9 protein-coding genes are annotated in these 14,051 nt (G+C 31.5%); 7 read left to right on the forward strand and 2 right to left on the reverse strand.

Translation table 11 applies throughout. The features are described 5' to 3' along the window. Nucleotides 1–276: 276 nt before the first annotated feature. Nucleotides 277–2,817 (forward strand): calcium-translocating P-type ATPase, PMCA-type, encoded by a 2,541-nt coding sequence (locus tag BS101_RS07320; RefSeq protein WP_073538231.1) that lies wholly within the window; start codon nt 277–279, stop codon nt 2,815–2,817. Nucleotides 2,818–2,865: 48 nt separating this feature from the next. Here BS101_RS07320 and BS101_RS07325 read toward each other — a convergent pair whose 3' ends face one another. Next, nucleotides 2,866–3,270 (reverse strand): hypothetical protein, encoded by a 405-nt coding sequence (locus BS101_RS07325; protein ID WP_073538232.1) that lies wholly within the window; start codon nt 3,268–3,270, stop codon nt 2,866–2,868. 417 nt (nt 3,271–3,687) lie between these two features. Between BS101_RS07325 and BS101_RS07330 the strand changes: the two genes are divergently transcribed. Next, a complete protein-coding gene (locus tag BS101_RS07330) occupies nt 3,688–6,000 on the forward strand; it encodes an AAA family ATPase (RefSeq protein ID WP_073538233.1) in 2,313 nt (770 codons plus the stop codon). Between the two features lie 54 nt (nt 6,001–6,054). Here BS101_RS07330 and ychF read toward each other — a convergent pair whose 3' ends face one another. After that, nucleotides 6,055–7,152: a redox-regulated ATPase YchF gene (gene ychF / locus BS101_RS07335; RefSeq protein ID WP_073538234.1), complete on the reverse strand. Its 1,098-nt coding sequence runs from the start codon at nt 7,150–7,152 to the stop codon at nt 6,055–6,057. Between the two features lie 470 nt (nt 7,153–7,622). Between ychF and rsmH the strand changes: the two genes are divergently transcribed. The 5 genes from rsmH (at nt 7,623) to BS101_RS07360 (ending at nt 14,045) form a co-directional block, all read left to right on the forward strand. After that, a complete protein-coding gene (gene rsmH, locus BS101_RS07340; RefSeq protein ID WP_073538235.1) occupies nt 7,623–8,552 on the forward strand; it encodes a 16S rRNA (cytosine(1402)-N(4))-methyltransferase RsmH in 930 nt (309 codons plus the stop codon). Between the two features lie 36 nt (nt 8,553–8,588). Further along, nucleotides 8,589–9,071, forward strand: a complete 483-nt coding sequence (locus tag BS101_RS07345; protein ID WP_198039603.1) for a hypothetical protein — start codon at nt 8,589–8,591, stop codon at nt 9,069–9,071. Nucleotides 9,072–9,077: 6 nt separating this feature from the next. Next, nucleotides 9,078–10,925, forward strand: a complete 1,848-nt coding sequence (locus tag BS101_RS07350; RefSeq protein ID WP_073538237.1) for a stage V sporulation protein D — start codon at nt 9,078–9,080, stop codon at nt 10,923–10,925. Nucleotides 10,926–11,115: 190 nt separating this feature from the next. Continuing rightward, a complete protein-coding gene (locus tag BS101_RS07355; protein ID WP_073538238.1) occupies nt 11,116–12,573 on the forward strand; it encodes a UDP-N-acetylmuramoyl-L-alanyl-D-glutamate--2,6-diaminopimelate ligase in 1,458 nt (485 codons plus the stop codon). 80 nt (nt 12,574–12,653) lie between these two features. After that, nucleotides 12,654–14,045 carry a UDP-N-acetylmuramoyl-tripeptide--D-alanyl-D-alanine ligase gene (locus BS101_RS07360; protein WP_073538239.1) on the forward strand — a complete coding sequence of 464 codons (1,392 nt, stop codon included), beginning with the start codon at nt 12,654–12,656 and terminating at the stop codon, nt 14,043–14,045. Nucleotides 14,046–14,051: the final 6 nt, after the last annotated feature.

The raw sequence follows: 14,051 nt of genomic DNA on the forward strand, positions 1-14,051 counted from the left end.
TCCTAAATATCAAGTGATTGTTAGGTTCAGTTGGAGTTTGCTTATAAGAAATACTTTTCTCCATCTGAACCTTACAAGAACTTATCCAAAGGCTATAATACATAACCCTTGGAATCACTTCATTGGTATACAAACAATAATATTATAGCAAAACTCTAATTAATTATCTACATGCAATAGTAACAGCATTCATATAAATAGAGATTATTCTGTCATAATGTAAGCTGAAAAGGGCATATATTAGTTGTATAAAATAAATATCCTGGAGGGATAGAATTGGTAGATGAGAGAGAATTAGAAAATGGATTAACTCAAGGGGAAGCAGAGAGAAGACTTAAAAAGTATGGTGCTAATTTACTAGAAAATAAGAAGAGAATATCCCCAGTAAAAATATTTCTTTCCCAGTTTAATGATTTCATAACCTGGATTCTTATAGTAGCTACTATAATATCTGGATTTATAGGGGAGAGGGCAGATGCTGTAACTATACTTATTATTGTAATTATGAATGCCATATTAGGATTTGCTCAGGAATTTAAAACGGAGAAATCTCTGGAGGCATTGAAAGAATTGGCATCTCCCACATCAAAAGTGATTAGAAGTGGTAAATTAAAGGTTATAAATGCCAGAGAATTGGTTATAGGGGATGTAGTACTCTTGGAAACAGGAGACAAGGTACCTGCAGATTGTGTTCTAATGTCTGAAGGTAATTTTATGGTAGATGAATCTATTTTAACTGGGGAATCTTTAGGGGTAGAAAAAAGTACTTCAGGGAAAAATAATTCTATATACATGGGCACCATAGTTGTAAAAGGCAAAGGGAAAGCAAAAGTAGTAGCAACGGGTATGGATACAGAGATGGGAAAGATAGCAGGTATGCTTCAGAATATTGAAAAGGAGAAATCCCCTCTTAAAGAAAAGCTCTCTTCTTTGGGAAAAGTATTAGTTGTAATATGTATAGTAATATGTATTATGGTAACTTTAACTGGTATGTGGAGGGGACAGGATAAATATCAGATGTTTCTGGTAGGAGTGAGCTTAGCAGTAGCTGCTATTCCAGAGGGGCTTACAGCTATAGTTACAGTTGCACTTGCCCTTGGAGTATCTAGGATGCTAAAAAGAAATGCTTTAGTGAGAAAGCTGCCTGCTGTTGAGACATTAGGGTGTACTTCCATAATATGCAGTGACAAAACGGGGACTCTTACTGAGAATAAAATGACTGTTAAGGCTTTATACTTTAATGGAAAAATGCACAAATTAGAAAAGATGAGTTTACCAGAGAATATTCTTATGAAAAAAGCTTTTACATATTGTAATGACTCTAACTTTGATCCTAAGAAAAAGAAGATTTCAGAGGCACTTATGGGAGATCCTACGGAAACGGCCCTTATAAAAGCTTTTTTTAAAGAAAGTAAATCTTTGAAGGATTTTTTAGATAAAGGCAGTAGAATTTATGATATACCCTTTGATTCAGATAGAAAAATGATGTCTGTTATAATGAAGGAGGGCTTGAAAAAGGTATGCTATGTAAAAGGGGCACCAGAAAGGGTAATAAATAAATGTAAATATATATTAGACAGAGGACAGGTAAAACTTTTTACAGCTATTGAAAAAAACAAGGCTTTAAAGTCAGTGGAAAATATGTCTTTTGATGCACTTAGATGTATAGCATGTGCTTATAAGGATAAAGAAGTTTATGCTAATAAGTCTCTTGAGAATAATTTGATCTTTATAGGAGTAGCAGGAATCATAGACCCTCCTAGAAGTGAAGTAAAAGATGCTGTGTTAAAATGCAAACTGGCGGGTATAAGACCTGTTATGATAACAGGGGATCATAAAAATACGGCTTTTGCCATAGGAAAAGAATTAAATATATGTAAAAGTCAAGGAGAAGTTATAACGGGAGAAGAATTAGACAAGCTAAACGATAAACAGCTTTCAAGCCGAGTAAATGATATATCTATATTTGCAAGGGTTAATCCGGGGCATAAGTTAAGAATAGTTAAAGCCTTTAAATCCAAAAACAATATTGTTGCCATGACAGGAGATGGGGTAAATGATGCTCCAGCTGTTAAGGAGGCAGATATAGGAATTTGCATGGGTATATCTGGAACAGATGTAACTAAAGAGGCATCTTCTATGATACTATTAGATGATAATTTCAAAACTATAGTATCTGCAGTGGAAGAGGGAAGGGTAATTTATAATAATATAAGAAAGTTTATACGATATTTGCTGTCCTGTAATTTAGGGGAAGTTTTGACTATGTTTTTAACTTCTTTATTTTATCTAGATACTCCACTGCTTCCTATACAAATATTGCTGGTAAATTTGGCTACAGATGGGCTTCCTGCCATAGCCCTTGGGGTAGATCCACCCCAGGGTGATATAATGAAAGATAAACCAAGAGCTAAAGATGAAAGTATATTTGCAAGGGGACTTAGTGAAAAGATAATTGTAAGAGGGGCATTGATTGGAGTTTGTACGGTACTTGCCTTTGTAGTAGGTCTTTATTTAGGATTTGGACTTAAAACTTCAAGAACTATAGCTCTTTGTACTCTTATAATATCACAACTTATACATGTATTTGAATGCAGATCAGAAAATCACTCTTTATTTGAGATAAGCTTATTTACAAATATTTATCTTATAGGTGCGGTAGCTACATCTATTGTTATGCTCTTATGTATACTCTATGTGCCATTTCTTCAAGGAATATTTCATACCTATCCTTTAGGTGTTTCACAATGGCTTATAGTGATATTCTTTTCTGGCATAATTGCATTTATCAATGGTATATATTTATACTTTAAATAATATTTAAATAATAAATGCAGGAATTGTTTTTTGCAATTCCTGCATTTATCATTTAAATCTCTTTATTTTTTGTACTTTAGGCATTTTGCCTTCTATAGGTATTAAGTCTTTTTTTGAAGTAATATTCCTTATGTTTATAAGGTCTAAGCTCTCTCTGTTTCCCTTTCCTCTTTTTCCCTTAAGACCTTGAACCAAAACTAAATTTCCCTGATTTATAGATATAAATTCCGGTTTTTTAAACCACTTTTTTCTGATATAAGAACACTTTACTATATTTTTACTTCTTTCAGGTCTGACTAAAAGAGTTACTGTTAATTTATTAAATATCCATAGTATAGTTTTTCTGGTTATTTTAACAGACACTACAGTACCTTGTACTTGAGTCAATCTATCTCCATATTTTTTTAAATAGGATTTTGTATAGTATTGTGCAATCTTCTCTTTAAAACTCATATAATATTAACCCCTTTATTACTTTATTTTTATCATAAGGCTGTAAGTAGCTAATACTCTCATCTTTTTTAAAGTTGGGAGATAAGCACTGCTGATTTCCTTTATAAGTTCTTCTAATATTTAGATGGAGAAAAGTATTTGCTGTGAGCAAACTCCATTTTAAACTTTAGAGACACTTGATAGGAAATTCTACTTGAATATAAGAATAATTTGATATTAAGGCCAAATATTCAACGGAAATAACAGACAAAATTTTATTATATTATATCATAGTTATGTATATTTTTAAAATATAACTGTTTATTCTTAAATTATAGTTTCCATATTAGTTTTATATATACTTATTTCTCATTTTCGTTCCTAAATAAGTTTTTAGGAATATTATTATATTAAGTAGCTAAAAAAGGGGGAAGAGATATGGATAGGGAGTTGTCTAAAGAAAAAATTATATATAATTTTAAATTATATGATATTGATTTTGCTCATCAAGATAAACATGATATAAGTAAAACATTTAAATTTATACCTGAATATAAAGAAGTATATGAAAAGATTAACATGGCATTGAAAATAAATAAAGAAGGATACAATATATATCTTATAGATGATTTTTCTGGAGATAAACTTGAGAATATCATGGAATTTATAAAAAGTACCATGGAAAACAAAAATCCTTTGCAAGATATATGTTATGTGGTAGTGAAAGATGTGAAAAAACCTAAAGTATTATTTTTAACTTCAGGTAAGGGCAGAGAATTGAAAGTTATGCTGAGAAAGGTGCAGAAGAAGTATTTTGAATGTACCTATGAATTTTATAATGGTTCTTCCCACAGGGAAAAAGAAATTCTGGTAGAAGAACTTCAGAAAGAAAGAAGCAAATTGATAAATGAAATTGTAGAAATATCCAACAAAGAAGGATTTACCTTGAAAATCACTGAAAATGGCTTTAATTTTATTCCTTTAAAACAGAATGGAGAAATGATGAACGAAAATGAATATGAAATACTGGGAATGAAAGAAAAAGAAAATATAATAGACAAAGTAAATATATTAAAAAATAGTTCAGAAGAAATACTTGACAAATTAAAGAATATAGAACTTGACCAAATTGAAAAAATTAAATTTATTATAAATAGCTATTATGAAAAAGAAACAGAAGACATAAAGAAAGAGTATTTAAAATTATTTAAAGAAGATAATGAAGCTTTAGAATTTCTGAATCAGGCATGCAGTAATATAGAAAATGAAATAAAGGATATATATTCTATAAGCTATGAAGATGATAAAGAGAATATATCCAGGATAATTTATAGATATTCTGTAAATGTTCTTGTGGATAATAGTGAAAATAAAGAACCTCCTATAATTTTTGAAGAAGATCCAAATGTGAATAATTTACTTGGAAGTGTGGAATATGAGAATATAAATGGAACCTATACTACAGGGGTAAATCTCATAAGACCGGGGTCTCTTTTAAAGGCAAATGGAGGCTGCTTAATACTTAGGGTAAGCAGTCTTTTAAATAATAAATCAGCTTACTACTATTTTAAAAAATCTATTATAAGCGGTAAAATCGATTTAAACTATGATAGAGGATATTTGGAACTATTGTCTTTAAGCGGATTAAAACCAGAACCTATAAAATTTAATGAAAAAATAATACTCATAGGAGATTATAATACCTATGATTTATTATATAGTTATGATGAAGATTTTAAAAAGATATTTAAAATCAGAGTAGAATATAATGCCCTTTTAAATATCAATAAAGAAACAAAAATATCTTTTCTAGGGAAAGTATTTTCCATATGCAGAAGCAATAAACTTCATGATGTGGATGAAGAAGGTATAAAAGAGCTGGCAAAATTTTTGTCGAGAAAAGCCGAGGATAGAGATAAATTGTTTATGGATGATTATGAATTGGAAAGAATTCTAATGATTTCAGACAATAGGGTGATAAAGGATGGAAGAAAAATTATAACTGGAACAGATATTATAAATACGGCATATGAAGAGGAATTAATAGAGAAAAGAATGATGGATATGTATAGGGCGGGACAGATATTTATAGATATAACCGGAAAAGTAGTAGGTCAGATAAATGGTCTGTCTGTCATTAATACAGGATATTTTAATTTTGGTAAACCTATAAAAATAACATGTACTTGTTTAAAGGGTAATGGAGATGTTATAGATGTACAAAAGGAAAGCGACTTAAGTGGTAAAATTCACAATAAGGCCATAAATATTCTTAAGGGATATATAAAAAGGCTAACGGGAGGGTATGATAAGTTTTCTGTAGATTTTTATTTAAGCTTCGAACAAGTATATGGACAAATAGATGGTGATAGTGCTTCTGTAGCTGAAGTAATAAGTATGATATCTTCACTTTCTAAAATAGGAATAAGACAAAATATAGCGGTAACAGGATCCATAAATCAGTTTGGAGAAATACAGCCTATAGGAGGGGTAAACGAAAAAATAGAGGGATTTTTCAAGATATGCAAAATACTAGGGGGAACCAAAGGCAAGGGAGTGCTTATTCCAAACTCCAATATTAAAAGTCTGGCCTTAAAAAATCCTGTGGAAAAAGAAATAGAAAAGGGTAATTTCCATATTTATTGTATGTCTAACTTGAAAGATGCAGTGGAAATTCTAATGGAAAGAGATTATAATACTGTAATTCATACAGCCAAAAGAGAACTAAAAAAATATTCTTCAAATAGGTAAAAATATGTGTGAATATAATTGACAATGTACTTATGTTCATTGTCAATTATACATTTAAACATTAAATCTAAAATGGACTACATCTCCATCTTTCATTATATAGTCTTTACCTTCAAGTCTATAGTAGCCTTTTTCTTTTGCAGCTGACTCTGAGCCGCATTCTACAAGTTTGTCATAGGATATAATTTCTGCCCTTATAAATCCCTTTTGTATATCAGTGTGTATTTTGCCTGCAGCTTCAGGAGCTTTTGTTCCCTGCTTTATTGTCCAAGCCCTTACTTCTGGAGTTCCAGCAGTTAAAAAACTCATAAGTCCCAGTAATTTATAACTGGCATTTATTAATTTATCGAGTCCTGCTTCACACAGCCCATATTCCTTTAACATCTCCAGTTTTTCATCCTCTTCTAAAGAAGAAAGTTCTTCTTCTATTTTAGCGGAGATAACTACTACCTGAGAATTTTCATTTTTGGCATATTCCTTAACTTTTTTAACAAATTCATTTTCCAAATTTCCAGAAATTAAGTCGTCCTCCGATACATTGGCTACATAAAGTACAGGTTTTGTTGTCAGTAAAAAGAAATCTTTAACAAATTCTTTTTCTTCTTTTGATAATTCTAAAGTCCTTACTGGCAATCCTTTTTCTAGATGGTCTTTTACCTTTAACATAATATCATGCTGGAATTTTGCATCTTTATTTCCGCTTTTAGAAAGCTTTTGTATTTTTTCTATTCTCCTATCCATCACTTCTATATCTGAAAATATAAGTTCTAGGTTTATAGTTTCAATATCCCGGATAGGATCTATATTTCCATCCACATGTACTATGTTTTCATCTTCAAAACATCTTACTACATGAACTATGGATTCTACTTCTCTTATATGGGATAAAAATTTATTTCCAAGGCCTTCTCCTCTGCTGGCACCTTTAACTAAACCCGCTATATCATAGAATTCAATGGCGGTATGTATCTTTTTTTTGGAACTATACATTTCTTCCAGTACATCCAGTCTTTTATCTGGGACGCTTACCACTCCTACATTGGGCTCTATAGTGCAAAAAGGGTAGTTGGCAGATTCTGCCCCTGCTTTTGTTATGGCATTGAATAAAGTGCTTTTTCCTACATTCGGTAATCCTACAATTCCAAGTTTCATTTATGTACATTCCCTTCTCAATTAGTATAAGCTAGTGTAAGATTCATTTAAAATTATACTCTACAAATAATATTATTTCAATAATCAAGTGATTCTTAGGCTCAGATGGAGTTTGCTATAGAGGAATGCTTTTCTCCATCTGAACCTTATTAACAGTATTCTTAGTGTCTTTAGCACTTAGAATACGTTATCCTTTAGGGGAAGAACTTATCCAGGGGCGTAGCAGTGCTTATTCCCCCACCTTTGAAGAAGCTGGTGAAGAAGCTGGGGGTGTTAGCAATGGTAGCGTTCGGATAAAGCACTTTAATAGATTTTAAAAAAATATTAAAATTATAATAAAAAAAGAGGAATTTACATGTTAGTATAGAATATTAATTTTTAGTGATTTAAACAGTTATTAAAAAAAAGTAAAATAAGTATCATATTAACAAATTATAAGTTTAAAACAGCAAAATTGGAGGATACTTTTTATGGAATTCAAGCATATACCTGTGCTATTAAAAGAAACTATAGATAGCTTAAATATTAAACAAGATGGAATCTATGTGGACTGTACTTTAGGGGGAGGAGGCCATTCTTTAGAAATATTAAAGAGGTTATCTGACAAAGGAAAATTAATAGCAATTGATCAGGACATTTCTGCCATTAATTGGTCAGGAGAAAGATTAAAAAATTTTAAGAATGTTATTTATGTACATAATAATTTTTATAATATACAACAAATTTTAAAGGAATTAAAAATTGATAAAGTGGATGGTGTAATTATGGATCTAGGAGTCTCTTCTTATCAATTAGATGAAGGAAAACGGGGATTTAGTTATATGAAGGATGCTCCTTTAGATATGAGGATGAATAGAGATAGTTCATTATCTGCTTATGAAATAGTGAATCAGTATAATGAAGAAGAACTTTGTAGAATTATAAGAGATTATGGGGAAGAAAATTTCTCCAGAAGAATAGCAAAATTTATAGTAAAGGCAAGGGAAGAATCTCCAATAAGTACTACACTACAGTTGGTAGATATAATAAAAAAGGCTATACCTTTAAAATTTCAAAAAGAAGGTCATCCTGCAAAGAGAACCTTTCAGGCCATACGTATAGAGGTAAATGAAGAACTCAAAATACTTGATAGGGCAGTGGAGGATAGTGCAGCAAATTTAAATACAGGAGGAAGGATAACCATTATAACATTTCATTCTTTAGAGGATAGGATAATAAAATCCAAATTTAAAATGCTTGAGAATCCTTGCACTTGTCCAGCGGACTTTCCCATATGTGTATGTGGGAAAAAACCTATTGTAAAGATTATAAATAAGAAGCCGATAGTTCCTACAGAAGAAGAAAAATCTATAAACCCGAGAAGCAAAAGTTCTAAATTAAGAATAGCTGAGAGAATTTAGTTCTAAAGTTTAGGTGAGGTGAATAAAGTGATATTAATGAATGAAGAAGATATGGTAAATGGTAATACCGTTCTACAGCCAGAGTACAGACCTTATATAGAAACTGAAGAAAAAAAATATGGCAGTAAAAATACAGGGAAAGATAAAAAGAACCGTATAAAAGTAAAGAAAAAGCTTAAGATTATAAGAAATATAGGTTTAGCTTTTATAGTAGGTGTTATTTTGGTGTATAGGTATTCTGTAATATATAATATGCAGACTGAATTAAATTCTGTAGAAATGAGTATAGATAACGTTGGCAGAGAAAATGAAAATTTAAAAGTAGACCTGGTAAAATATAATAATTTGCAGTACATAGAAAACACTGCTGTAAATAAACTTCATATGATAGTTTCAGACACAGGAAAAGCGGTTTATGTAAATATAGATAAAAAAACTGTAAAAACACAAGAGGATGTAGATGAAATAAAAACACAAAAAGGAATTTTAAATAAATTGAAGCAATTAATATGGAGGTAAGTAATTTTGTCTAAAATGGAATATAGGGACAGGGTGATTATCAGAAAGAGAATGATAATTGTTTTTAGCTTCCTGTTTATGGCATTTTTTTTGTTGATAATTAGAATGTGTTATGTAATGATATATAATTCACCTAAACTTAAATCTATGGCAATAGCTCAGTGGACAAGTGACGTGAAAATTGATGCCAAAAGGGGGAGGATTTTAGATAGGAATGGAAATGAGCTGGCAGTTAGTGCAAATGTTTATAGAATAGATTTAGATATGAATACTTTAAGAAGTACTATGGAGGAGAAGAAAATATCACAAGATAAAGTGGCTAGTGATCTTGCAAGTGCCCTTTCTATGGAAAAAAGTGAAGTATCTAAGATATTAAATAAAACTCTTCCAGGAGGGCTTCCTATTGCTTCGGCTACTTTAAAGAGAAGAGTTGAAAAAGATGCAGCAGATAAAGTTTCTGCTTTAAATTTAAATGGAGTTTTAATATCAGCAGATACCAAAAGATATTATCCAAATAGCAATTTTTTAGCTCAGGTACTAGGACACACTAATTCAGATGGAGTTGGTCTTACTGGAGTAGAACTTTATTATAATAAGGAACTAGCGGGAACCCCTGGCAGGAGAATTGCAGAATTAGATAGGAAAAGTGAGGAGCTTCCCTACACTATATCAGAATTTACAAAACCTGTAGATGGAAAGGATATAGTTCTTACTATAGATGAAATGATTCAGCATTTTGCAGAAAAGTCCGCACAGCAAGCATTAAATGATTATAAGGCCAATGCAGTTTCCATAATAGTTATGGATCCTAAAACGGGAGAAATACTTGCCATGGCCAATAAGCCGGATTATGATCCAAATAATCCCTGGATAGAAAATAAAACCTATGATGAATTACAGAAGATATGGAGAAATAGAGCGGTAAGTGATACCTTTGAGCCGGGTTCTATATTTAAAGTAGTAACTGCACAAACTGCCCTTGAGACAAATTCTGTAGGAGAAAATGATACTTTTTCTTGCGATGGAAGTATAACCATTGGCAACAGAACCATACACTGCTGGCAGACTTCCGGTCATGGAGTGCAAACTTTTCCAGATATACTTAAAAATTCCTGTAATGTGGGATTTGCCGAACTAGGAAAGAAGATAGGAAAAGAAAAATTAAATGCCTACATACAAAAGTTTGGTTTTGGACAGAAGACGGGAATAGATTTGCCAGGGGAAGCTAAGGGGATAATAAAAAAGACAGAGAATATAAGTGATATAGATTTAGCTACTATTTCCTTCGGACAAGCGAATACTGTGTCTGCAGTTCAGTATTTAAGGGCCTTTAATGCAGTGGCAAATGGAGGTACTTTAATTACTCCTCATGTTATGAAGGAAATACAGCATTATGATGAAAGCAAAGGAAAAGAAATTGTTGATGAAGAATATAACGTTAAAAATAACAGCAGTAAAATATTAGATGAAAATAAGACTGCACAGCTTAGAGGATATTTAGAGAGGGTAGTTTCAGAAGGTGGAGGTAAAAATGCCTTTATAGATGGATACCATATAGCGGGAAAAACTGGAACAGCACAAAAAGCTGGAGTTGGAGGATATCAGGCTGGAAAATATGTAGCATCTTTTGCAGGAATGGCTCCTTCAAGTGATCCAAGGATAACAGTATTAGTATCCATAGATGAGCCAGATCCCTATAATTATTATGCAGCTCAAACAGCTGCTCCTACGGCAAAACAGCTTTTTGCAGATATATTTAATTATCTTGCCATAAAAGGAGATTCAACTTCTGGAGATAGTAGTACAGCACAAAGTAATAGTACGGGAATTATTAGTACAGAGAAGGGCGATTAAAGTTATTGTTTACAGTTGGCTTTAAGAAAATTATAATAAAATAATGGAAGAGTCAATAGAAAATTAGTTTAAGGCATGCAATACCGTTATATATACAAGTGTTGCATGCCAATGCTATGTATAAATTTGATTTCATTGCTTTGGCTGAATTTAAAAGTAAATTCTATAATATAATTTAGGAGATGATATTTTGAATCTAAAAGACGTATTGAGGGGAATAGATTACAAAATTATTAAAGGAAAAAATGATTTAGATATAGAAGAAATTCAATATGATTCAAGAAAAGTTAAAACTGGAGATTTATTTGTATGTATTACCGGATATGTTACTGATGGACACAAGTATATAGAAAGTGCCTGTAAAAATGGAGCAGCAGCAATTGTAGTAAGCAAGAAAGTTGATTTCATTCCCGATTGCACTGTAATAGAAGTAAAAGATACCAGAAAGGCATTGGCACTCATTTCATCAAATTACTATGATAATCCTGCTGAAAATATGAAAATAATAGGTATAACTGGTACCAATGGCAAAACCACCTCTACATTTATGGTAAAATCTATATTGGAGACTGCGGGTTATAAAGTGGGAGTGGTAGGTACCATATCAAATTATATAGGAAACAAAAAGATACCTTCCCATAGGACTACACCTGAATCTTTAGAACTTCAGAAATTATTCAAGGAAATGGTAGATGATGGTGTGGATTATTGTGTTATGGAAGCATCTTCTCATTCCTTATACTTAGATAGGGTATATGGAGTAGAGTTTTGTCAGGCTCTATTCACAAATTTAACCAGAGATCATCTGGATTTTCATAAAACCTTTGAAGAATACTATAAATCAAAAATTATTTTGTTTAAAAATACAGTTAATTCTGTAATAAATATAGATGATAAATATGGAGAAAGGGTATATGGAGATGCCAAGGGTAAAAAATTAACCTATGCTATGGATAAAAATGCAGATTTAATGGCGGATGATTTAAAAATTCATTCCAGAGGAGTAAATTTTAATATATCATATGAAGGGAATACAAAGCATATAAATTTAAATATACCAGGAAAGTATAATGTAATGAATGCTCTTGGAAGTGCAGGGGTTTGTCTGGCCGAAGGAATAGATTTAAATATTGTAAAGAAGGGATTAGAAGATATGCCTTCTGTGCCAGGCAGATGTGAAATAGTCACAAAATCATATGATTTGGGATATGAAGTTGTAGTAGACTATGCTCATACTCCAGATGGACTTGAAAATATATTAAAATGTGCTAGGGAATTTACCAAGGGAAAACTTATTTCTGTATTTGGATGCGGTGGAGATAGGGATAGCACCAAAAGACCTATAATGGGAAAAATAGGTACAGAACTTTCTGATTTTGCAGTGGTAACTTCTGATAATCCTAGGGGAGAAGAGCCTATGGCTATAATAAAGGATATACTAACAGGTATTGAAAAAAGCGATTACATTGTAATTGAAAATAGAAAAGAAGCCATAAAGAAGGCTATGGAAATGGCTGAAACAGGAGATGTAGTAGTTATAGCGGGAAAAGGCCATGAAGATTATCAGGTTTTAAAGGATAGGACAATACATTTTGATGAAAGAGAAATAGTAGCAGAAATCATAGAGGAATCCACAGTTAACAATTAACAATTCACGATTCACAATTGTGAATTGTGCATTGTGAATCGTAAACTGTGAACTGTGAACTAAAAAAGGGGTGTTGTTTTTTGGAGCATATGAGTTTTGATGATATAGTTAGCGCTGTATCGGGGAAAGTAATACTAAAAGGGAAATATGCCGATTATAAAAATATAAGTACAGATAGTAGAAAATTACAACCAGGGGATATATTTATTGCCTTAAAAGGAGAAAAATTTAATGGGAATGAATATGTAGAGAGTGCAAGTAAAAGAGGAGCATCTCTTTGTATTATAGATGAAGTAAAATTTCAAAGTGAAGAAATAGGTGAATTTACCACTATAATTAAGGTTGAAAATGGAAATACCGCACTACTTGAACTAGCAGAGTTTTATAGAAGCAGGCTTGATGTAAAAATAATAGGTGTTACAGGCTCTGTGGGAAAAACTACCACCAAGGATATAATTGCAGCTGTACTTGGCGCTAAATTTAAGGTATTTAAAACAGAAGGAAATTTTAACAATCAGATAGGCCTGCCTCATATGTTATTTAAATTAGATAATAGTTATGAAGTGGCAGTGCTTGAAATGGGGATGAACCAGAGAGGTGAAATACATAATATGGTTAAGGCTGCACGCCCTGATATAGCAGTAATAACTAATGTTTTAAGAGCACATATAGGAAATTTGGGAAGTAGAAAAAATATATTAAATGCCAAACTTGAAATAACAGATTTCTTTTCTAAGGAAAATATATTAATTATAAACTCAGATAATGATTTATTAAGTACTCTAGAGGAAAAAAATTTTACTTTAAATAGAGTAGGATTGGGAGAAAATTCGGATGTTTCAGCTTATGACATAGTATTGGAGGAGGACTGTATTGAATTTAAGGTGTATGAAAATAATGTTAAAACAGAAGAAAAGTTTTTAATAAATATGCCGGGAAAATATAATATAGTAAATTCCCTTTTAGCTATTTCTTGTGGAAGACTTTTAAATATGAGTTATGATGAAATAAGAGAAGGCATTGAAAATATAAAACTTACTTCCATGAGAATGGAAATAATCAGGGAAAAAAAATTTACCATAATAAATGATTGTTATAATGCAAATCCTGAATCTATGAAAGCAGCTATTGATGTTTTGAAGGGGTTTAAATCAAGTAGAAAAATAGCTGTACTTGGTACCATGGGGGAATTAGGGGAAGAAGCATATAAGATGCACCAGGAAGTTGGAATGTACGCAGGAGAAAAGGATATAGACCTCTTAATAGGTATTGGAGAATATAAAAAGGATTTTGAAAGAGGGTTTAAATCAGCTAATAAAAAAGGAAATTTTATGGGTTTTGATAAATATGAAGATTTAACAGATTTTATTTTAAAATATATTGAAAGAGGGGATACCATACTTGTAAAGGCTTCTAGATTTATGAAATTCGAAATTATAATAGAAACACTAAAGAAAAGCAGCAGCTATTAGGAGGTG

It is taken from the genome of Clostridium kluyveri (assembly GCF_001902295.1).
GTDB lineage: Bacteria > Bacillota > Clostridia > Clostridiales > Clostridiaceae > Clostridium_B > Clostridium_B kluyveri_B.

What these genes read in the sequence shown, in the direction of transcription:
- BS101_RS07325 (WP_073538232.1), bottom strand. Translation starts at nt 3,270, where the DNA reads ATGAGTTTTAAAGAGAAGATTGCACAATACTATACAAAATCCTATTTA.
- BS101_RS07330 (WP_073538233.1), top strand. Translation starts at nt 3,688, where the DNA reads ATGGATAGGGAGTTGTCTAAAGAAAAAATTATATATAATTTTAAATTA.
- ychF (WP_073538234.1), bottom strand. Translation starts at nt 7,152, where the DNA reads ATGAAACTTGGAATTGTAGGATTACCGAATGTAGGAAAAAGCACTTTA.
- rsmH (WP_073538235.1), top strand. Translation starts at nt 7,623, where the DNA reads ATGGAATTCAAGCATATACCTGTGCTATTAAAAGAAACTATAGATAGC.
- BS101_RS07345 (WP_198039603.1), top strand. Translation starts at nt 8,589, where the DNA reads ATGAATGAAGAAGATATGGTAAATGGTAATACCGTTCTACAGCCAGAG.